Here is a 20,062-nt window from a genome sequence, read left to right on the forward strand (position 1 = left end):
CGATTAATTTATCATTTTGTTTCCCACAGAAATGCAGCTTAGTTTTCTGAGCTTATTGGGCTGTGTATAGTCGTATTGACAAACCCCTTCCGGTCCGATCACAATAAGCGATTTGGGTCCGGGGATGATGTCTATAGATTTGATTTCCCGAAGGTGTTCGATCTGTTTGATTCCCAAAACGTCCGAAATATCAAAGCTCTTCAAGCCGTGGTTTGATTCTGCTATATAAAGATGGTTGCCGGAAAGCCCTAAACCATGCGGATTGTCCATCGGATAGGTTTTTAGGAGTTTGGGCTGATAGGGGTCTACGATATCCAATACGTGTAATTCGTCAACGCCAAACCGGCATGCAACACCGCTTCGAAGGGTCACAAAGGCATGGGTTTCATTGGCTACTACCGGGTCGCAGGCCGTTATATGGTCGTATCGGGACATTTGGGTAGGCCTAGCCGGATTGGAGGCGTCGTATATGAACATCCCGGTCATGGATCCAATAAATAATTTGTCCTTGAACGGGAAAATAGTTTCTATGCCCCAGCCCAGGGAAATGTCGGTCAGGAATTTTGGATCCTTGGGATCGTTTACGTCGAAGACACGCATGTGATAGTGATCCACTGTGTATAGGTGGTTGTTAAGGAGGGTAAATCGAGCCATTGAACCGCCCTGACCATAGCTTTGCCCTGCCCTAGAAGCCGATTCTGCACCGGAAAATGTCATCATGTCAGTTCGAAATGCGGGCCTGCCCCAAAATCCAATTGACATCCGTTCCTCTGTGGAGGTTACTACGGTATCCTTATAGCTAATTATGATTCCTTGCTCCCTATCGCTGTACATGGTTGGGAACACATCGGTCTCCCTTTTGACCATCCGGATGTTTTTGGGGTCGCTGATATCAAAGGCCAGGAGGTCAATGTAATTGTCCGCATAGAGAATGTTTGAATTGATGGCTAGGTCGCCAGTCCCTTTAATGGGAATGAAGTTCATGTTTTTTGGTGAAGCTGGAGTTGAATTGTCCAGGATATGTATGCCTTCTCCCGGGGCACTGACAAACAAATAGTCGCCGTATAGGTAAATCTTTCCGGGATTATCCAACGGTCTACCTGGTTCGACGGAGATGGCAGCCTCCCTAAAAGTGCTGACCTGAATGGTAACAGGAACCTGTGTAGTATAGGTGTAGGTAGTGATTACCTCATCCTGACAGCTTGGCAAAGCGATGATTGCGGTAAAAGCAATCAGTAGGGCGGCTGACCAACGACGCCGTAGTGGGTAGGTTTTTTCCATGACTTTTACGTTTTAAACAATTTGGTTTGCGTTTTATCCAAAATTCGGTACTTCATACTGTTACCTAACGCCCTGACGTAAGTTCAGTGGAAAATGCTACATGCAGACGCAATTATTTTTTATGACCCGGCTTTATTTTGGAAATTTCGTTCGAAATTACCTAAAAGCGTGATGTATTTTTTTACGACGCTGTCACTCAGGGAGCCCAAATAATCGCCTGGGTATAACGGGTTGTATTTTATCCTAAAGATGATCATGTCGAGCCACCCCTGTCCATCATCGATAAGGTCTTCGTTGAAAGCCTCAACCGTGGTGTCCCGGGATCCGGAAAATGGGGCTCTGCCCTGCGCTTGAAAGTAGCCGTTCATTGTTTCCAGTGCGAGGTCATGGGTCGACTCAAAAGCCTGGACGATTTCTTGCCGTTGCGTTTCCAAAAGCCCTTTGGCTTTGGCTCTCTCTGTCATTTCTCTGAGGTCTTCCAACGCAGCCCGGAAGCGTTCGAATGAGACGGTATAGGAGATTGAAGTCTTTTTCATTGTATAAGTTGATTTTTAAAGGCCGTAACTTGTCCAAATAAATCGGGATACCCTCCCGGATGACCCTGCTCGCCCGGATTATTCCTGCCGGCAGGTCGTAGGTTTTATAAGTGCCCCAGCCTGTGGAGGCCACGTCATGCATGCACATACGTGGCGTCTTCGGTTGGATTCTATCTTTAGTAGGTAGGGAAGCTCTTTTCCGATTTTCCCCTTGTTTGCCATTTTGTATGATTAAACGTTACTTCACTCGGTTAGGGTTGTCAGCGATAAAGGCTTTCCAGCCTTCGCCGCGGCCCCTAGTCTGTAATCTTCCGGAGTGGAAATGGTGGCATAACGCCACAGCCAGTGCATCGGTAGCATCGAGCAGTTTGGGTACTTCCTTTAGCGACAACAGTGTTTTGATCATGTCGGCTACCTGTTCTTTGGAAGCGTTTCCGTTACCGGTCACGGATAGCTTTACTTTTTTGGGAGAATATTCGGATATGGGGATTTCCCTTGCCAATGCCGCCGCCATGGCCACACCCTGTGCCCTGCCCAGCTTGAGCATGGACTGTATGTTTTCACCATAGAAGGGGGCTTCAAGTGCCACTGAATCCGGGTTGTATTCTTCTATGATCTGTGAGACCCGATCGTAGATTTTTTTAAGCTTCAGGGCGTGGTCGGGATATTTTTTTAAGTGAATGACGCCAAACTGGATCACTTGATAGGCGTTTCCCTTTACCAAAATAAGCCCGTAACCCATGACGTTCGTACCTGGATCTATGCCGAGGATGATTTTTTCTTTTCCGCTATTTTTCTCTACTTTGTCCACCTTGGCAATTTAGTGGAAATATCCCTATGTATTCTCATTTGGCTGTGCTAATGTCCCTTTTCAGTCTGATGGAAGTTTGTTTTATCGGTCTCTGCATTGGCTATCTACTGATGATTGGCACCCTTCTGTATGGCTGGCGCTTGGTTACAAGAAAACGTATAGCTCCTCTTTTTATTGATAAATCGCCTTCGGTTTCGCTGGTCATTCCTTTTCGCAATGAAGCCAGCAACCTGCCTCAGATGATGCGTCAAGTAAATACGGGTATACCGGCCTCTTGGGAGGTTGTATGGGTGGATGATCACAGCGAGGATGGTTCAATCTCAGTTTTGCGAGATTATTTGGAGAAACACCAGCCGATCGGTTGGCGAGTGGTTAAGAATGAAGGAATAGGAAAAAAGCGTGCCCTGTACGTTGGCATTGCTACCGCACGCAACGAGGTTATTGTTACCACGGATGCAGATATACTTTTCCACGGTAACCCTTTTCTTTTTTTGGTAAGGGAGCTGGTTAATCCCGAAGTACATATGGTCATCGGTCCCGTATTTTCGGAATCTACCAGTGGTTTTTTCTCCGATTTTCAGCAGGTAGAATGGGCCAGCATTCAGATCGTGACCGGTGTGTCCTGTCAAGCGGGCGCCCCTTTGATGTGCAGCGGGGCAAACCTTTGTTTTCGCCGCTCCTCCTTCTTTGCGGTTGGTGGCTATGACGGCAATTATACCCATCCATCCGGAGACGATGAATTTTTATTGAAGAAAGTTGTGGCAAAATTTGGAGCGGGGGCGGTAGCCTATTTTCATGGTGGGGAAGGTTTGGTATACGCCAAACCTTTTGAGAAGTGGGAAGCCCTGATAGGGCAGCGTCGGAGATGGGTTTCGAAGTGGCGAGTGCACCGGTCTGCCGTCCATGGTCTGAGTTCTTTGATCTCGTTTTTGCTGCCGGCTTTTTTCGTTTTGTCACCATTGTTGCTGGTTACTGGAGCCATCTCTCTGCTTGTTTTTGGTTTTGGATGGTTTTGTAAGGCATTGGCGGATTGGCTTGCCCTACGCCAGGTGATCCGGCATTTTGGGCTAGTATTGAAGTCTACCTCCGTCATTCTTTCGGCATTCGTTCATCCCTTGTTTGTGGTCGCTGTTGGCGTGGGAGTCGCTCGTGGAAAATATACCTGGAAGGGCAGAAAAAGTGATTTATTCTTCTAATTTTGTTGGAAAATACGGGTAATGCATGACTGACGATGAATTTGATTTGCTCGATGAACTTTATTTTTTACAGTCCTATGAATACCTAAAAGAAACCTTGGGCTGGGAACACTCCAGGCTGGTAGCTACGTTGGATTTGCTTTATGCAAAGGAATTTGTCAAATGTTACAGCGCACCCGATACTGAGGTTTTTGGTGAGGTTAATTTGGAGCGGGATGGTCATCGTTTTTATTACCTGGCAACCAAAATGGGGTTGCTAAAACACAATGCATTATAGACCAAAAAAAAGATCCGGTGACGACAGAGATTGTAAAATACCAGCGTAAGGAACTCGAGTTGAAAGCGTTGCTTGAGATTACCCAAGCGATCAACGAAAATAAGACAGAGTCGGTGCTATTGAACATATTCAAGTTTACTTGCTTGGTTCATCTGAATATGAAGAGCATGATGCTTTATCTGGCGGGCTCCGGCAAATTTTCCCTACGGATTTCCCATAACGTTAAAGAACTGGTGCCGGATGAGATTCCTGTTGAAAGTATTGAGGAGAATAGGGAAATGGGAAAGCTCAGCATGACCCTTTCGGAAGAGTATTCTTTTTCCGAGGTTAATATTTACGTACCTGTTTATCACAAGGACTCCATGTTGGCCATTCTATTGATCCGGAAGAAGGACGAGGACGCCGAGCTAGACCTGGATTTTACCCAGGCATTGACCAACATTCTGGTAGTGGCTTTGGAAAACAAGCGGTTTGCCAGGAAGCAATTGGAGCAGGAGCGGCTCCGCAAAGAGGTGGAAATTGCCAGCAATGTGCAACGTATGCTTTTCCCTGCCCAGCTTCCCCAAACAGAGCGCTTAAAAGCAAAAGTGACCTATTATCCACACAGTACGGTAGGAGGAGACTACTATGACCTGATCGAGAAATCGGATGACGAGGTGTTTTTCTGTATTGCGGATGTTTCGGGGAAAGGTATGCCGGCAGCCTTGCTTATGTCCAATTTCCAAGCCGCTTTGCGTACGCTTTTGCGAAGTTTTTCTGATCTGAAATCAATCGTGGAACAGTTGAACTTCACCATTTTTGAGAATACGGTTGGTGAGCGGTTCATAACCTTTTTTTTGGGGCATTATAATTATAAAACCAAGGTACTTACTTTCGTAAATGCAGGGCATAATCCCCCGGTTTTGTGTCGAAAAGAGAACGATGGACCTGAGTTGCTGGAGGCGGGGACAACGATATTGGGAGCTTTCGAAGAGCTGCCTTTCTTGGAGCTGGGGTCGCGAACTGACCTTGAGGATTTCGTCCTACATCTGTACACAGATGGCCTCACTGAGACAATAGATGTCTCCGAAAGGGAGTTTGGGGACAAGCGCTTTCTGGATTACATCGAACAGAATTGGTGTGAGGATCCTGCTGATTTTCACAATGTGTTTTTTAAGGTGTTGGACGGCTATGCCAATGGCCAGGATCGTAGGGATGATATCACGCTGTTGTCCCTAAGGGTTAAGTAGGCAATGCATTTATTTCGTGTGCCGCGATGGGTCCAGTTGTTTTGTCCGGAATTACAGTGGCATGGTGACAGAGCAAATCGGAAAATATACCTCACCTTTGATGACGGCCCGGTCGCCGGGATCACCGATTTTGTGTTGGAGGAACTTGCGAAGCGGGACTGCAAGGCTACTTTTTTTATGGTAGGCGACAACGTAGCCCGGTATGTAGACCTTGCTAGGGAAGTCGTTGATAGAGGCCATCAAGTAGGCAACCATACCTTTCACCACCTGAATGGAATCAAAGTCTCTACCGAAGAGTATTTGCGTGATGTTAGACACTGTCAAGAGGAACTAAATGATACCCTTGGCGTAAGTCCCAAGATTTTCAGGCCGCCCTATGGATTGCTAAAGCCGAAGCAAAAGCACTTGCTTTTGCAGGATTTTAGGTTGGTGTATTGGGAAATTGTTGCGGGAGACTACCTGTTAAGGTTATCGCCGGAAAAGATCTTGGAAAACCTCAAGACCAAAACAAGGCCTGGTTCTATTGTTCTTTTTCATGACCAACAAAAGACCGCTGCTAAGTTGAAGCGTGTATTGCCCGACTTTTTAACTTTTTTGGATGGGGAGGGTTTTGTTTCGGACTTTCTACCGATATGATCCTATTAGCATCTTGTGTTGGGTTCCTGATACTGCAGGACATGTACCTTTGGTGGAGGATTGCGCGCGCCGCCAAGGCTTACCCCTCTCAGCCTGTCCAAGACGGCGAATTACCGCGAATTGCTGTTTTTTTGGCAGCCAGAAATGAGGAAGCCAACCTGCCGGGTTGCTTGGAGGCCCTTGGTGAACTGTACTACCCCGCAGACAAGATTACCTTTTATGTTGGAGATGATGCCAGCAGCGATGGTAGCCGGGTTCTTTTGGAGCGATGGGGGAGTCGCTGGGAAAACCGGCAGATCCGGTTTTTTGACCATAACCTCGAGCCGGGGCAAAATGGTAAGGCAACGGTATTGGCAGCAATGATAGAAGAAGCGGAAGCAGACCTGTATCTTTTTACCGACGCCGATTGCAGGGTGCCGCCTACTTGGGCGCAGGAGTTGGTCGGTGCTTTTCGGGCTGAATTTGGGCTTATGACAGGCATGACCCAGGTGGTAGCTAGTGGTTGGTTTGGCCGTATGCAGGCGATCGAGTGGTGGTTGAGTTTGGGGATGGTAAAAGTGGTTGCTGATCTTGGCTTTTGCCTTACCGCCATGGGGAATAATATGCTGATTTCCGCCGAAGGATACCGTCAGGTGGGTGGGTTTGAAGCCGTATTTGGATCGGTAACGGAAGATTTGGCGATTTCTTCCCTGATGTTTAAGGCAGGCTACCGTCCTGTTCATTTGGTCAATGGGCGGTGCTTGGTACAGACGAATGCCATTGGGAATTTTAGTGAGTTAATGGATCAGCGTAAGCGCTGGGCCAGAGGTGCGCTGTCGCTCTCGTTGTTTTGGGTGGTTTTGTTGGCAGTGCAGGTTGCTTTTTTTCCAATGGTTTTGGCAGGCATCTGGTCGGTACCTGGCCTATTTTTGGCGGGCTGGGTACTCAAGGTTGGGGTGCAGTCCGTTTTTATAGCCACTTTTGCAGGTAAAACCGAAACTAAAATTCCGATTTTAGACTTAATGCTTTTTGAAAGTTATTTTTTTGTTAGCAGTATGGCGACATTGTTTTATTATATTTGGCCGTCCCCTATACGCTGGAAGAGCCGAAGTTACCGTTGATTGAATGATTTTATACAGACCTAATGAACTTTATCGATACACACGCGCACATCTATTCCACTAAATTTGGAAATGAGGCAGATAGCCTTATCAGGCAAAGTTTGGAAAGAGGTGTAAGAAGAATTTACATGCCCAATGTTGACCTGGACACCATTGAGCCTATGCTGGCCTTGGAAGCTCGTTTTCCGGGAGTATGTTTTCCCACAATCGGTCTTCATCCCTGTGATGTGGGAACTGATTTCGAGGACGTACTGGCAAAAATGGAGCAGCTGATGGAACAACGGGATTTTGTTGCGGTAGGGGAGACCGGCATCGATCTTTATTGGGATAAAACCTTTTTTGGGGAACAGCAAGATGCACTTAAAGTTCAGCTCGGATGGGCAAAATCAAAGGGCTGGCCCATTATTTTGCATTGCAGGGAATCCATGGCAGAGACCATCGAGGTAGTTCAAGCTGCGTACGAGGTAGGTTTGACCGGGATTTTTCATTGTTTCTCCGGGACGGTCTCACAGGCTCGTGAAATCATGGAAATGGGTTTTTACCTCGGTGTGGGCGGTACGGTCACCTATAAAAATAGCGGAGTGGGAGAGGTGATAAAAGCCGTGGGGCTGGATGCTGTGGTGCTGGAGACTGACGCACCCTATCTAGCTCCGATTCCCTTTCGAGGGAAGCGTAATTCGCCCGAACATATACCGGTCATCGCTGCCCGCCTTTCGGAAATTATGGGATGCAGCATAGAAGAGATAGCTGAGCGGACGACACTGAATGCACTCTCCGTTTTTAACGCCAAAGAAGATGAATTATAAGATTGTAAGGTTAAATACGGCGTCTCAAAAGGATATTGAGCACTCGGTTTTGATCATCTATACCGGAGGCACACTGGGCATGGCCTACAGTGCTGAGGGGGCCTTGGTGCCCTTTAATTTCGGACAGATATTGGAGAAGGTACCTACGCTGACCCAACTTAACATCAGCATAACCGTGATTTCGTTTCCCGAGCCCATAGACAGTTCCAATATCAGTCCTCAGCACTGGGTGGACATGGCCTATATCATTTATGAAAACTACGATACTTATGACGGGTTTGTGGTTCTCCATGGCACGGATACGATGGCTTATTCTGCGTCTATGCTAAGCTTTATGCTTCAAGGGCTAAACAAGCCAGTAATATTTACAGGTGCCCAATTGCCGATTTCCGAAATGCGGTCGGACGCCCGGGAGAACCTCATGACCTCACTTGAAATTGCCATATCAAAGCGGAACGGGCAGCCTATAGTACCGGAGGTTTGCATTTTTTTCAACCACATGCTTTTGAGGGGAAATCGTGCGAAGAAAGTGCAGAGCATCCACTTCGACGCATTTGAATCGGAGAATTATCCACCACTTGCTGAGTCGGGAATTGTGATTGACTATAATTTCACGGCAATTAAGCGACCCTCGGACTCGAAGGAGCTACGGTATCTAAACCGAATCAATAATCAGGTCATGGTATTGAAGCTGTTCCCTGGCATTACTGAAAAGGTCATCGAGAGTTGCCTTAAGATCAAGGGGCTGCGGGGCATCGTTTTGGAAACCTATGGGTCGGGCAACAGTCCCAGTGAACTTTGGTTTCTGAAATTGATGCAAAAGGCGGTGAATGCGGGAATCGTTGTTTTCAATGTTTCCCAATGCAATGGGGGCAGGGTGATACAGGGTAGGTATCAGACCAGTAAGGACCTTGAGCGCATTGGCGTACTCAGTGGCGCAGATATTACCACGGAGGCAGCAGTAACCAAGTTGATGTTTCTACTGGCAAACGAATCTTCCGAAATGGAAATAAAGCGGAAGCTGATCGTTCCATTGGCGGGAGAAATGACGGTTTCAAGTAATTAGGCAACGGAAAAATGAAGGCCTTGACAATCAAGTCCGTATTTTTTTAACCCGCTCTCCTAACTGTTCAGCCTGCTATTTTTACGCAATAAACCCCTTAATAATTTGCATGAGCTGATTTTTATAATTTTATTTGTCGCACTAAACGTCACAAATACACTATACAGAGAGGTGTCCGAGTGGTTGAAGGAGCACGCCTGGAAAGTGTGTATACCCCTAAAGGGTATCGAGGGTTCGAATCCCTTCCTCTCTGCAAAAAGTTTCGTTCTTTTCATATCTGACCTGCGTTTTGCTTCCATCTGTCGCCCATCGGATTGTTTCCACCATTGAAAGGACGAAACATCCGTTCGAATGAAACTGACTAGTATAGTTTGGTCCGAAGTTTCAACTTATGGGAGTTTACAGGGAGCCCCACCCGGAAGATTTAATTTGAAATTATACCTGTTACGCTTGGAAATTGAGTTGAAAAAACCATAACTTTAAGAACTTAATTTGAAATTAGAAACCGTTCAACCTTTAAAAGTCTATTAAAAACTACATTATGAAAAAGTTAATCGCTTTGTTCATGCTTGCCGGAATTTTATTCTCACCGGTTATTACGAAAGCACAAGATGAATCTGAAGAAGTAGAATCTGAAGAAACAGCAGCACCTGCACCAGCACCCGCTCCTGTGCCAGTGATGGCCGACGACGATATCCTAGATGAGGATGCTACGTTCCACCAGATCATCAAAGAGAAGTTTATCGAAGGTGATCCTACTTTTATGACTCCTGTATTGCTTTGTCTTATTTTGGGACTTGCGGTTGCATTGGAAAGAATCATCACCCTAAACCTTTCAACTACCAATACCAAGAAATTGTTGGCAAAGGTTGAAAGTGCGTTGGAAGAAGGTGGAATCGAAGCCGCAAAGGATGTTACCAAAAACACCAAAGGGCCTGTTGCTTCTATCTTTACCCAAGGGTTGATGCGCTATTCAGAGGGTATCGATATGGTGGAAAAGTCTATTATTGCCTACGGATCGGTGGAAATGGGTAGATTGGAAAAAGGATTGGTGTGGATATCCCTATTCATCTCACTTGCGCCAATGCTTGGTTTCATGGGTACGGTAATTGGTATGATCGGCGCCTTCGACTCCATCGAGGCAGCAGGTGACATCTCTCCTTCTCTCGTGGCGGGTGGTATTAAAATCGCCTTGTTGACAACGGTAGCAGGTTTGATAGTAGCGATCATCCTTCAGTTGTTCTATAACTATTGCGTTGCCAAAATCGACTCTTTGGTTAACGATATGGAAGATGCATCTATCAGCTTGGTAGACATTCTTGTAAAGCACAAACTGACCAGGTAATTTCTGGTTTGTTTTGTGAAAAATATTGTTTAACTTAAGAACGTTGTTTAGAAATGGATACTACTGATATATTCTTATATGCAGGGTACTTGCTGGTAATACTTGGTGCAATATTCGCTGTAGTGATGCCACTTATCAAGTCACTCGGTGACCCGATGAGTTTGGTTAAGACAGTCGTAGGTGTGGTTTTGATCGGGGGGCTGTTCTTTGTGGCCTTTTCGATAGCCGATGCCGACGTTGCACCAAAGTATGCTGCTGACCCTTTTAACATCACTGAAACCGGCGCTAAGACGGTAGGGGGTGTTTTGATAACTGTGTATGTGCTGTTCATGGCAGCGATTGCAGGTATCGTAATAACCGAGATTACCAAAATTGTAAAATAATATGGCGAGCAAAAGAGGTAGAATGAGTCAGGAGGTAAATGCGGGTTCAATGGCAGATATTGCCTTCCTGCTGCTTATCTTCTTTCTCGTGACAACAACGATCGCTTCGGACAAAGGTATTTTAAATATCCTTCCTCCAAAGCAGGATCCGAATCAGCCACCGCCAGAGGTTGAGCTGAATGAGCGAAACATCTTCAACATACTGATCAATGCAAATGACCAACTGTTGATTGAAGGTGATTTCAGAACATCTACGGAAGGATTGACAGAGGAGATCAAGAAGTTTATCCTGAACTTCGGTCGTCCTGATGAGGAAGGGTTGGCACTTTACAACAGTCTGCCCGCTTCGTTGAGGGAATTGTCCGAACAAAGCCCTACATCCTCTGATTACCCAGGCCCAGGTGGAGCGGTTGTTTCGATCAAGACAAACCGTGGAACAAGTTACGAGGTTTATCTTGAAGTGCTTGACTTGGTGAAGAGGGCTTACTTTGAGATCTACGGAGCTCGAGTTGGTCTTTCTGCTGACGAGTATCGTGCGCTTTCAGGTAAAACTGCCGCCGAGACTGAGCTACAGGAAAGAGGTAAAGAGGGAATCCCGATGGCGATTTCAATTGCAGAACCAGATAAAATTGGAAGTTAATTATGGCAAAGTTTAAGAAAAAGACCAAAGCGGATACTAATATTCCAACGTCTGCGCTTCCGGATATTATCTTCATGCTCTTGTTCTTCTTCATGGTTACTACCGTACTTAGAGAGCAGGAGATCTTGGTGGAGCAAAAGATTCCACAGGCTACCCAGCTTCAGAAGCTTCAAAAGAAGACGCTGATTTCCTATCTTTATTTAGGTAAGCCTAAGAATCCTGCTTTGTATGGTCAGGAACCTAGGATCCAAGCCAACGATGTGTTGATCAACACTACGGATATCGTACAGTGGGTCAATCAGGAAAAGGATAAACTTTCCGAAGCTGAAAGGGATCAAATTACAATTTCTCTCAAAGCGGATAAAGAAGTGAAAATGGGCCCAGTTTCAGATATTCAATTTGAACTCCGTGAAGCTGATGCCAGGAAGCTTATGTATGCTTCAGTTGGTAAGGTTCAGGATTAGAATAAGATACTTTAGGTAAAGAGGCCGGTTCACTAGAATCGGCTTTTTTTTTTGATCGGTTATATGATTGGTGATCATGCAGAAGATACTCTCGGGGCTCGATGTGAAGCGATTGGATAAAGAATTCATAGAACATGAAGGAATAAGTTCGCTGGATTTGATGGAGCGTGCAGCCAATGCATTTGTAGCATGGTTACAGGCACATGTCCAGGATAAGACCTGGAAGCTGACGGTTGTTTGCGGAACCGGAAATAACGGAGGGGATGGGGTTGCTGTTGCCCGTCTGCTGGTAGAGCGTGGCTATGAGGTAGGTGTTTTCGTAGTTGGTGATCCGTCTAAGGGGTCAGAGGATTTTAAGTCAAACCTTATGCGCCTACCCAAAGCCGTTTCCTACAAACACATACAGGAAGTTAGTGAGCTTTTGTTGGATGCAAATCTGGTGGTCGATGCAATTTTTGGAGTAGGCATAAATAGACCCCTCGAAGGGATTTACAGATCGGTGGTTGAGAAAATGAACCAATCAGGCATTCCAATCATTGCGGTTGACTTGCCATCGGGGTTGCCCGCAGATTCGATCCTCGAAGGAATTGCTATCAAGGCTTCGCATACTGTATCTTTTCAATTTCCAAAAATAAGCTTATTGATTCCCGAGCATGCGTTCCATACGGGAGAACTTATTGTGGTGTCAATAGGGATGGATGTTTATGATTATTCTTCTTTTTCGGGAGATTTTTACTACCTCAATGCAGGTGATATCAGGCCACTCCATCGGAGGTTTGACCGATTTAGCCATAAAGGTACCTACGGTAAGGTTCTTATGATTGGAGGTAGCTTTGGAAAGATGGGTGCGGTCATACTTGGATGTAAAGCTGCCCTTCGGTGTGGGTCAGGTCTGGTTTCCGCTTTTGTGCCTGCATGTGGGGTGGTCCCCATTCAGAGTTCCGTTCCCGAGGCTATGGTTGAAACGTCTATGGGTTCTGAGTTTATTTCCCTTCCACTACCTGATTTGGGCCGCTTTACGGCAATTGGCATCGGTCCGGGAATGGGAGTTGGCAAGGTGACTCGGGAGTTTTTCGAAGCATTTTTGAATTCATACAGAGGGCCGGCGGTCATAGATGCAGACGGGATCAATCTATTAAGCGGTGATCCCGGCCTTTTTTCTTTGCTTGAAGGAAAAGTACTTACGCCTCATTTGATTGAGTTCGAGCGATTGGTTGGTAAATGCAGCAACCACCTCGTTAGGTTAGAAAAGGCGAAGGAATTTGCAGTCAATTTCGGCTGTATACTTGTCCTAAAGGGGGCCAATTCAGTAATTTCCTTGCCAGATGGAAGGCAGTTGGTGAATAGTACGGGTACCAAATACATGGCTACTGGCGGTTCGGGGGATGTACTTACAGGCATGATCTGTTCCTTCCTTGGACAGGGTTACAGTCCAGAAGATGCGACCACCTGCGCAGTTTTTCATCATGGTCTTGCAGGCGAATTGGCTGCGATGTCTAGATGGAGGGGTACGATAGCCTCTGATATTGTGGAATCTATTCCTCAGACCTTTGTGAAGTTGGGGATATCCTAGTCTCTTAATGTGGCCATGGTTGTGTCAATCGGTTTCTGAAATAGTTTTTATAGGAGTTGCCCATGCAATATATCGCAGCCCCTATAAGGAGTATGATATGAAACAGCCCGTTGTTGTATAGGCCAAGAAAGGTAGCGAATGCACTTAAGAACGAGTCTGTTTGGGTGAGGCTTTCCTTTACGTAGTTCAGTGAGTAAATAATACGGATAATGATAGCAAGAATAGCCAACGCGGCGCCAGCCAGGCCCATTTCCGGGCGTTTGTAATGGATGATTAGTCCAAAAGCAGCCAATGTTTCTATCGCAGCAATGACAATCGCCCCAAGAAGATTATGACCCAATGCTCCGACAAGGATGAGTTTAGTAAATCCTCCAAACAACAACAGACCTGCCAATGAGAATCGTATCACGTGTCCCCCTATGGATTCGGTTTTTAGAAATTTCAAGAATTTTTCCATTTGACTAAATTTATCACATTTCAGCATCTAGTCAAAAAGAACGCCACAATTTTTTCCATTGTGGCGTCTTCGTTTAAAATTCTGCGTTGCCGGGGGTTCGGGGGAAAGGGATGACATCCCTGATGTTTCCCATTCCCGTTACAAATAGGACTAAACGTTCAAAGCCCAAGCCAAACCCCGCGTGGGGTGCAGTTCCGAACCTTCGGGTATCTAGGTACCACCACATTTCTTCCCGGCTGATATTCAGTTCTTCCATTCGTTGGGCAAGCTTTTCCAGATTTTCTTCCCGTTGGGATCCTCCTACGATTTCGCCGATTCCAGGAAACAGTATATCCATGGCGGCAACTGTTTTTCCATCTTCGTTTTGTTTCATGTAGAAGGACTTGATAGCTTTTGGATAGTCGCTGATAATGACGGGCTTTTTGAAGTGCTTTTCAACAAGATACCGTTCATGTTCGGATTGAAGATCGGTTCCCCATTCTTCTATGGGGAAAGCGAACTTCTTCTTTTTATTGGGGGCTGAGTTTTTTAGGATTTCCCAGGCCTCTGTGTAGGTAATGCGTTCGAACTTGTTTTCCGTCACAAAGGTCAGTCTTTCCAGCAGGGACAGTTCATTTCGGAGCTCTGCTTTTTTTGTTTTCTCCTCCTCCGCTGCGCGTTGGTCCAAAAACATCAGGTCCTCTTTGCAATGCCTTAGTGCACTTGAAATGACGTATTTCAGAAAATCCTCGGCTAGGTCTTGGTTGTCCTCTGCGTCGTAGAAGGCCATTTCCGGTTCAATCATCCAAAACTCGGCTAGGTGCCTGGTGGTATTTGAATTCTCCGCACGGAAGGTCGGCCCAAATGTGTAAATTTCTGATAGAGCCAAGGCAGCGAGCTCTCCTTCCAACTGGCCGGATACCGTTAGGTTGGTCTCTCTTTCGAAAAAGTCCTGCTTAAAATCCACCGATCCGTCTTCTTTGAGGGGTGGGTTTTTAGGATCCAGTACTGATACCCTGAACATCTCTCCGGCCCCTTCGGCGTCAGAGGCTGTGATAATTGGGGTGTGGATATAAAAGAATCCCTTTTGGTGGAAATATTCGTGAATTGAATAGGCCAAGTGGTGTCTGACCCTCATAACAGCAGAAAAGGTGCTTGTCCGTATGCGGAGGTGCGCATTTTCCCTAAGAAACTCCAGGGAGTGTTTTTTCGGCTGTATGGGATATGACTCAGGGTCGGCCTCGCCCAGAATTTCGACGCTTTCAGCGTTTAGCTCCGTTTGCTGGCCGCTACCCTGGGATGCAACAAGTCTGCCGCTGACTTTTATGGAGGCACCCGTATTGGCTTTTCTAAGGATATCTTCGTCGATCACAGTGGGATCTGCCACTATCTGATAATTTTGGATGCAGGAACCATCATTAAGCGAGATAAAGGTTACGTTTTTGTTGCTCCTTCGGGTTCTTACCCATCCCATTAGTATAATGATTTGGTTTTCAGGAGTAAGATTCAATACTTCCCGGATTTTTGTTCGCTTATTGAAGGCCATAGTTGCGTTTGTTTGTATCTAATCTTCAAAAGATTTTGGTTTTGCTAGCGGGCTGGCAAAAGCAGACTGCAAAAAAACGATATAATGTCCTTTTTATCAAAATTTTGATCTTATTTCCTAAATTTGAATCTCGGTAAGGCTTCAATATTTTAAGAACAGATTTGATTATCCTATTTATCCCTTAGGTACAGCGATTTATGCAAAGATTGAATTTAAACCAAATGCTTTCCCAAAAGCTGTCTCCCCAGCAAATCCAGTTCATAAAGCTGTTGCAGGTGCCTACGGTAGAGTTGGAGGCCCGGATAGAAGAGGAGTTGGAAATCAATCCCGCGCTCGAAGAAGGGAAAGAAGAGGAGCTTGAGTCGCCAACGGATGATTTTCAGGAAAACGGAGATACTGCGGAGACTGGAGATGATCAGGATATTAACCTCGACGAGTACCTTAGCGAAGAATATGGTGGATATAAGATGCAGGGAGATGGCAACTACAACCCGGATGAGGAAAACCGGGAGATCCCGCTGTCCAGCGGCACTACCTTGCACGAGCAATTGATAAGTCAGCTTAATTTTTTGCGACTTGATGAGCGGCAAAAGGTTATAGGATTGCAGCTTATCGGTAGCATAGAAAACGATGGCTATATCCGGCGTGACCTAGATGCAATTATAAATGATTTGGCGTTTAGCCAGAATATAGAAACGGATATCGATGAGTTGGAGGATATACTTTTAAAAATTCAAAGTTTTGATCCTCCCGGCATTGCTGCCCGAAACCTACAGGAGTGTTTGATCATTCAGTTGGAGCGAAGGGAACACAGGGAGGACTCCGTAGTGCAGCAGGCCATTCAGGTTGTGCAACATTGCTTCGATGAGTTTACGAAAAAACATTACGACAAGATCCTTAAGAAATGCCAGATCAACGAAGATGAATTGAAGGAAATTATCCAGTTGATTACCCGCCTCAACCCCAAACCGGGTGGGGTGTCGGACGGACTTATGCGTACCCAATACCTGTTTCCCGATTTTTTGCTTACCGAAAACAATGGTAAGTTCGAAATTGCCCTGAACTCAAAAAATGCGCCGGATCTTAGAGTAAGCAGGTCCTATTCTGAGCTGTTCGAGACCTACGAGAAAAGTGACAAGAAAGACAGGAAACTTAAGGAGACGGTTACCTTCGTTAAGCAAAAGTTGGATGCGGCGAGATGGTTTATTGATGCGATAAAACAACGTCAACAAACGTTGTTGAAAACAATGGAAGCTATTTTGGAGTATCAATATGAGTTTTTCCTTGACGGTGACGAGACCAAGCTGCGCCCAATGATACTTAAAGATATTGCTGAAAAAATAGATATGGATATTTCAACTGTTTCCCGGGTAGCAAACAGTAAGTCTATCCAGACTGAATTTGGCATCTTTCCACTAAAATATTTTTTTTCGGAGGGCATAGCTACAGACGGGGGGGAAGATGTTTCCAATCGTGAAGTGAAAAGCGTGCTAGGTAAGATGGTGGAAGAGGAGGACAAGAAAAAACCTTTGTCGGACGACAAGCTGGTCAAATTACTCAACAAGAAGGGCTATAACATAGCGAGAAGGACCGTTGCCAAGTACCGTGAACAGTTACAGATTCCGGTGGCACGTTTAAGAAAAGAACTGTAGTGGATAGAAAGATAGCTTGGATTTTGTCGGTTGTATTCCAGCCGTTGTTGATGCCTTCCCTTATCGTAGCTGTTCTGATGTATTTGGTGCCGGAGGCTACCGCCACCCCCAATTCTGCCAAGTGGTCACTCCTGCTGCTTGTAGGCTTGACCACCTGCGTAATCCCTTTGATCAGCATGGTGGGTATGCGCCTTACTTACTCGATCGATAGCTTCCACCTTCCCAGCCGGCAACAACGGGTTATTCCCTTCAGCCTGGTAACCGTGTTTTATGGGATGACGGCCACTTTTTTTTATTTGCGCCTGAATGTGGATGAACTGATAAGCTTCACGCTGACACTCATAACTGTTTGCCTGGGTCTGTTGACGGTAATTACCTTTTTTTGGAAAATAAGTGCCCACGCCACAGCGGTTGCCGGTGTTTCGGCAATTATGTGCGTGCTATTGATGCGTTTCGAATCTGCTGTTTTATTTTATCCGTTTTTAGCCAGTATTTTGGTTGCGGGGGCGGTAAGTTCGGCCCGATTGGCCCTTGACGTGCATAATCCCGCTGAAATCCTTGGCGGGTTTCTATTAGGATTCCTTCTTTGTTTCAGCGGGTATTATTTTCAACTGATGCTCTGACGTTATTCAAACCAATCAAGGAAGACTAGAACAACGTTACAGATATTCCAAAGTTAAACTGGGTGGCTTCTGTTCCGAATGGACCACGTCCTTCTTTGAAAACGCCGTTTAGGCCATAATAAGACCAAAGGGTAAATCCCGGAAATCCAAGGCGGGTATAAACACCATATCGGATGGGGTTTAGCCCATAGTTTTGTCGGTTTTTCACCTTTTGCGTCAGTCCGTTGCTGTCAGTTACCTGCACTTTCGTATGTGCATTGTATAAAAGCCCAAATTTTCCGCCCAAAGCAAACCGGACACTTTTCGCGTAGTTCGATTTATTCAAGTGGTACCTGAGCTCCAGGGGGATATCAAAATAGTTGATGGCCATGGTGTTGGTTTCAACGATCGCATTGTTGCCATAAATGGATGAAATAGGCACAAGTTGGCTTGACTCAGGCGAAATGGCCAAATTGGGAACCAACGTTTGGTTGTCTTGAAAGGCCAGTTTCTCAAGTCCAAATCCAAATCCAGGGTTAAAGGTAAATCCCGAGTTTTCACCCAGTTTAACGGAGGTCTGATAGTATATGTTGACAACCCTGGAGGCAAAGAAACGTGTTCCCAGATCGTCCGGCCTGTTATTTAAGAAGTTGAACCCAAAATCCAGAAAAAGATCGCCTGGAATACTCGGCCTGCCACCGATGGGCGTTCGTTCGCGTTCCTGAGCAGATACTTCAAACGTGAGCAAAAGAGCAGCTAAAATCAGCGTTAATTTATTCATTTAAGAAATCCTTGTTAAAATTTGAGGTGGCTAAATTAGGAAATCTTACTTTATTACGGTGTCATTTAATCTTAATAATTCTTAATATGAGCAATTGGCGATTTTTTTCCTAAAACAACGACACCCTGTATTGCATAATCTAGATAAATGGGTAAATTTGCATTCCCATTTGGGTATGGCCTCGTAGCTCAACTGAATAGAGCACCTGATTACGGCTCAGGAGGTTTCAGGTTTGAATCCTGACGAGGTCACTTTCTAACTCATTCTAGGTGCGTTTTTTACCGGTTTTGATTCCCTTTTTTGTGAAGGCAATCACGGTGTTTGGAAAGGAAGCAGTTTTTCTGCTTCCCCTTTTTATCTGGATTCTTCTCAAATTTCACGTTATCAGCAAAAGCTGTACCACATCAAAATGGATGCCGACATGTGCTGGCAAATCCGCTCTTCCAGCTCTTCCTTCGGGGTCGCTTGGTACTGGTTCATTCGGTGGATATGTCGATATTATCCCGTTTTCAAAGCAACACCCATTTTTAAGGTCTTTAATTTTCCAACACATAAAGGGTTTTTGTTATGGTTTCAGGAAAACCTTCTGATCTGAGGGCTTTTGAAGAAAAAGCGTTCGTGCCAGATAGGTAGTTTTTTTGGAAGATCAAACCAGGGGGAAATCCCTCTGTCATGGCTCTTGACAACGTGTATGGATTGTGCGGGCGTGTAACCCTGAGCCAGCAGGTAGATGTACTTGCCCTTACTGTTCTTGGCACGGTCCACAATGATGACCGCATGGCCTGGGCTACAAGGGTGTACGATCACATCACCGATCTGATAATCCCCTCCACGGTTGACTTTGGTCAACTCTCTTTCTAAGGAGATGGTACCTGCATACATGAAAACGATGTCGAGATATCTACGGAAGTTCTGATAGCTGTTGTCTGAATTGGCGGTCTGTTTGAATTCCACTTTGTTGCCTTTGACATCTGGCCTGATGCCTTTGGCATGGTCAAGCCAGGCGTAGTTGTGCCCACTTGTGAACTGGAATTTGATTTTGTCAAACGCTTTGCGCTCGTAGAGATATTCTGCTCTAAGCCGGATGGTAGCATCTGCGCATTGCTGTAGGTCTTTGCTTCCGACGTCGATGTCCATCACGGCAACATGGTTACGCTGGTCTGAAATCGGGCGGCCTTGAAAGTCCACAACTTTGGAGCCATGCGGCAGAAGCCTGAGGTGTTGCAGATAATACTGCCAGGATCCCGAGGTGGTGGATTCTCGTGCAAATCCACGGGGTACAAGTACTCTTTCTGCCACGGTAGATCCCTCCGTATTGAGGAGATTTGAAGCATCTGTACCGTTGCAGGCTGTGAAGAGCAGCGATAACGTCAAAGTACAGAGGATGATAGAGGGACCGAGCTGTTTCATGAGGTTTTAAATCTAACGCAAGATGTCGTTTTGGAACTACATATCAAATAGGTGCTTTTGATTAACACACTAAGCTGTTCCTAAAAAAAGCCAGGCTGTAAGAACTAATTTCAGGGTGGCTATGTTTTTACTTTCCGGAATAAGTAGCCGTTTCGACGAGGAGTATTGAAACGGTTAAATACGTATTTAGTGGCCTGAGGATAGAGCTATTAAATAATCTTCCTGATCATCAGAGGATTCAGGTTTTATTGGATAAAAACTTGGTATTCTTTCTTGCGTTGGCGGAAAAATTGTT

The 20,062-nt window shown here is 45.6% G+C and carries 21 protein-coding genes and 2 tRNA genes; 16 read left to right on the forward strand and 7 right to left on the reverse strand.

All coding sequences use genetic code 11. The annotated features are described in order from the left end of the window. Positions 1-3: 3 nt before the first annotated feature. The 3 genes from ADIS_RS00430 to ruvC all read right to left on the reverse strand — a co-directional run bounded on the left by ADIS_RS00430 (position 4) and on the right by ruvC (position 2,628). Entirely contained in the window at positions 4-1,281 is a 1,278-nt protein-coding gene (locus ADIS_RS00430; RefSeq protein WP_010852255.1) for an LVIVD repeat-containing protein, read from the reverse strand. Between the two features lie 119 nt (positions 1,282-1,400). Then, positions 1,401-1,817: a nucleotidyltransferase substrate binding protein gene (locus tag ADIS_RS00435; protein ID WP_010852256.1), complete on the reverse strand. Its 417-nt coding sequence runs from the start codon at positions 1,815-1,817 to the stop codon at positions 1,401-1,403. 238 nt (positions 1,818-2,055) lie between these two features. Next, entirely contained in the window at positions 2,056-2,628 is a 573-nt protein-coding gene (gene ruvC / locus ADIS_RS00440; RefSeq protein WP_010852257.1) for a crossover junction endodeoxyribonuclease RuvC, read from the reverse strand. Between the two features lie 26 nt (positions 2,629-2,654). Here ruvC and ADIS_RS00445 point away from each other — a divergent pair, with 26 nt between their 5' ends. The 13 genes from ADIS_RS00445 to ADIS_RS00505 all read left to right on the forward strand — a co-directional run bounded on the left by ADIS_RS00445 (position 2,655) and on the right by ADIS_RS00505 (position 13,340). Continuing rightward, the gene (locus ADIS_RS00445; RefSeq protein ID WP_081634835.1) at positions 2,655-3,824 is read left to right on the forward strand and encodes a glycosyltransferase; all 1,170 of its coding nucleotides are present in this window, start codon (positions 2,655-2,657) and stop codon (positions 3,822-3,824) included. Positions 3,825-3,849: 25 nt separating this feature from the next. After that, positions 3,850-4,101 carry a hypothetical protein gene (locus ADIS_RS00450; protein ID WP_010852259.1) on the forward strand — a complete coding sequence of 84 codons (252 nt, stop codon included), beginning with the start codon at positions 3,850-3,852 and terminating at the stop codon, positions 4,099-4,101. A 17-nt stretch (positions 4,102-4,118) separates the two neighbouring features. After that, entirely contained in the window at positions 4,119-5,330 is a 1,212-nt protein-coding gene (locus ADIS_RS00455) for a PP2C family protein-serine/threonine phosphatase (RefSeq protein WP_010852260.1), read from the forward strand. A 3-nt stretch (positions 5,331-5,333) separates the two neighbouring features. Next, on the forward strand, positions 5,334-5,966 hold the full coding sequence (locus ADIS_RS00460) for a polysaccharide deacetylase family protein (RefSeq protein WP_035804116.1): 633 nt from the start codon (positions 5,334-5,336) through the stop codon (positions 5,964-5,966). Next, entirely contained in the window at positions 5,963-7,066 is a 1,104-nt protein-coding gene (locus tag ADIS_RS00465; RefSeq protein WP_035804118.1) for a glycosyltransferase, read from the forward strand. Before ADIS_RS00460 ends, ADIS_RS00465 begins: the two co-directional genes overlap by 4 nt. Positions 7,067-7,089: 23 nt before the next feature. Further along, positions 7,090-7,872, forward strand: a complete 783-nt coding sequence (locus tag ADIS_RS00470) for a TatD family hydrolase (RefSeq protein ID WP_010852263.1) — start codon at positions 7,090-7,092, stop codon at positions 7,870-7,872. Then, the gene (locus ADIS_RS00475) at positions 7,862-8,938 is read left to right on the forward strand and encodes an asparaginase (protein WP_035804120.1); all 1,077 of its coding nucleotides are present in this window, start codon (positions 7,862-7,864) and stop codon (positions 8,936-8,938) included. The genes ADIS_RS00470 and ADIS_RS00475 overlap by 11 nt, the downstream gene beginning before the upstream one ends. Positions 8,939-9,100: 162 nt before the next feature. Next, a tRNA-Ser gene (locus ADIS_RS00480) sits at positions 9,101-9,188 on the forward strand. A gap of 288 nt (positions 9,189-9,476) precedes the next feature. After that, positions 9,477-10,280 (forward strand): MotA/TolQ/ExbB proton channel family protein, encoded by an 804-nt coding sequence (locus tag ADIS_RS00485; protein ID WP_010852265.1) that lies wholly within the window; start codon positions 9,477-9,479, stop codon positions 10,278-10,280. Between the two features lie 53 nt (positions 10,281-10,333). Further along, the gene (locus tag ADIS_RS00490; RefSeq protein ID WP_035804122.1) at positions 10,334-10,663 is read left to right on the forward strand and encodes a hypothetical protein; all 330 of its coding nucleotides are present in this window, start codon (positions 10,334-10,336) and stop codon (positions 10,661-10,663) included. A 1-nt stretch (position 10,664) separates the two neighbouring features. Next, positions 10,665-11,303, forward strand: coding sequence for an ExbD/TolR family protein (locus ADIS_RS00495; RefSeq protein WP_035804124.1), 639 nt, complete (start codon positions 10,665-10,667; stop codon positions 11,301-11,303). Between the two features lie 2 nt (positions 11,304-11,305). After that, positions 11,306-11,767 (forward strand): ExbD/TolR family protein, encoded by a 462-nt coding sequence (locus tag ADIS_RS00500; RefSeq protein WP_010852268.1) that lies wholly within the window; start codon positions 11,306-11,308, stop codon positions 11,765-11,767. Positions 11,768-11,843: 76 nt separating this feature from the next. Further along, entirely contained in the window at positions 11,844-13,340 is a 1,497-nt protein-coding gene (locus tag ADIS_RS00505; protein WP_010852269.1) for a bifunctional ADP-dependent NAD(P)H-hydrate dehydratase/NAD(P)H-hydrate epimerase, read from the forward strand. 4 nt (positions 13,341-13,344) lie between these two features. Here the strand turns inward: ADIS_RS00505 and ADIS_RS00510 are convergent, their stop codons facing one another. Together ADIS_RS00510 and asnS are read right to left on the reverse strand one after the other, a co-directional pair. Further along, positions 13,345-13,785 (reverse strand): hypothetical protein, encoded by a 441-nt coding sequence (locus tag ADIS_RS00510; protein ID WP_238325344.1) that lies wholly within the window; start codon positions 13,783-13,785, stop codon positions 13,345-13,347. 85 nt (positions 13,786-13,870) lie between these two features. After that, a complete protein-coding gene (asnS, locus tag ADIS_RS00515; protein ID WP_010852271.1) occupies positions 13,871-15,322 on the reverse strand; it encodes an asparagine--tRNA ligase in 1,452 nt (483 codons plus the stop codon). A 197-nt stretch (positions 15,323-15,519) separates the two neighbouring features. Here asnS and rpoN point away from each other — a divergent pair, with 197 nt between their 5' ends. Together rpoN and ADIS_RS00525 are read left to right on the forward strand one after the other, a co-directional pair. Continuing rightward, positions 15,520-16,974, forward strand: coding sequence for an RNA polymerase factor sigma-54 (gene rpoN / locus ADIS_RS00520; protein ID WP_010852272.1), 1,455 nt, complete (start codon positions 15,520-15,522; stop codon positions 16,972-16,974). Further along, a complete protein-coding gene (locus ADIS_RS00525) occupies positions 16,974-17,597 on the forward strand; it encodes a hypothetical protein (RefSeq protein WP_010852273.1) in 624 nt (207 codons plus the stop codon). Before rpoN ends, ADIS_RS00525 begins: the two co-directional genes overlap by 1 nt. Before the next feature lie 25 nt (positions 17,598-17,622). Here ADIS_RS00525 and ADIS_RS00530 read toward each other — a convergent pair whose 3' ends face one another. After that, positions 17,623-18,357, reverse strand: coding sequence for a porin family protein (locus ADIS_RS00530; protein WP_010852274.1), 735 nt, complete (start codon positions 18,355-18,357; stop codon positions 17,623-17,625). 177 nt (positions 18,358-18,534) lie between these two features. Between ADIS_RS00530 and ADIS_RS00535 the strand changes: the two genes are divergently transcribed. Then, positions 18,535-18,608: transfer RNA gene (locus tag ADIS_RS00535), tRNA-Arg, on the forward strand. Between the two features lie 322 nt (positions 18,609-18,930). Here ADIS_RS00535 and ADIS_RS00545 read toward each other — a convergent pair. Further along, entirely contained in the window at positions 18,931-19,767 is an 837-nt protein-coding gene (locus ADIS_RS00545) for a DUF4846 domain-containing protein (protein WP_010852275.1), read from the reverse strand. Between the last annotated feature and the right edge of the window lie 295 nt (positions 19,768-20,062).

Origin of the sequence: Lunatimonas lonarensis (genome assembly GCF_000390185.1) — a bacterium.
GTDB classification, from domain to species: Bacteria; Bacteroidota; Bacteroidia; order Cytophagales; family Cyclobacteriaceae; genus Lunatimonas; species Lunatimonas lonarensis.

Coding starts and splice junctions, on each gene's coding strand:
- ADIS_RS00470 (WP_010852263.1), top strand. CDS start 7,090: ATGAACTTTATCGATACACACGCGCACATCTATTCCACTAAATTTGGA.
- ADIS_RS00505 (WP_010852269.1), top strand. CDS start 11,844: ATGCAGAAGATACTCTCGGGGCTCGATGTGAAGCGATTGGATAAAGAA.
- ADIS_RS00545 (WP_010852275.1), bottom strand. CDS start 19,767: ATGAAACAGCTCGGTCCCTCTATCATCCTCTGTACTTTGACGTTATCG.
- ADIS_RS00445 (WP_081634835.1), top strand. CDS start 2,655: ATGTATTCTCATTTGGCTGTGCTAATGTCCCTTTTCAGTCTGATGGAA.
- ADIS_RS00485 (WP_010852265.1), top strand. CDS start 9,477: ATGAAAAAGTTAATCGCTTTGTTCATGCTTGCCGGAATTTTATTCTCA.
- ADIS_RS00475 (WP_035804120.1), top strand. CDS start 7,862: ATGAATTATAAGATTGTAAGGTTAAATACGGCGTCTCAAAAGGATATT.
- ADIS_RS00435 (WP_010852256.1), bottom strand. CDS start 1,817: ATGAAAAAGACTTCAATCTCCTATACCGTCTCATTCGAACGCTTCCGG.
- ADIS_RS00450 (WP_010852259.1), top strand. CDS start 3,850: ATGACTGACGATGAATTTGATTTGCTCGATGAACTTTATTTTTTACAG.
- ADIS_RS00500 (WP_010852268.1), top strand. CDS start 11,306: ATGGCAAAGTTTAAGAAAAAGACCAAAGCGGATACTAATATTCCAACG.
- asnS (WP_010852271.1), bottom strand. CDS start 15,322: ATGGCCTTCAATAAGCGAACAAAAATCCGGGAAGTATTGAATCTTACT.
- ADIS_RS00460 (WP_035804116.1), top strand. CDS start 5,334: ATGCATTTATTTCGTGTGCCGCGATGGGTCCAGTTGTTTTGTCCGGAA.
- ADIS_RS00430 (WP_010852255.1), bottom strand. CDS start 1,281: ATGGAAAAAACCTACCCACTACGGCGTCGTTGGTCAGCCGCCCTACTG.
- ADIS_RS00465 (WP_035804118.1), top strand. CDS start 5,963: ATGATCCTATTAGCATCTTGTGTTGGGTTCCTGATACTGCAGGACATG.
- ADIS_RS00490 (WP_035804122.1), top strand. CDS start 10,334: ATGGATACTACTGATATATTCTTATATGCAGGGTACTTGCTGGTAATA.
- ADIS_RS00530 (WP_010852274.1), bottom strand. CDS start 18,357: ATGAATAAATTAACGCTGATTTTAGCTGCTCTTTTGCTCACGTTTGAA.
- ADIS_RS00495 (WP_035804124.1), top strand. CDS start 10,665: ATGGCGAGCAAAAGAGGTAGAATGAGTCAGGAGGTAAATGCGGGTTCA.
- rpoN (WP_010852272.1), top strand. CDS start 15,520: ATGCAAAGATTGAATTTAAACCAAATGCTTTCCCAAAAGCTGTCTCCC.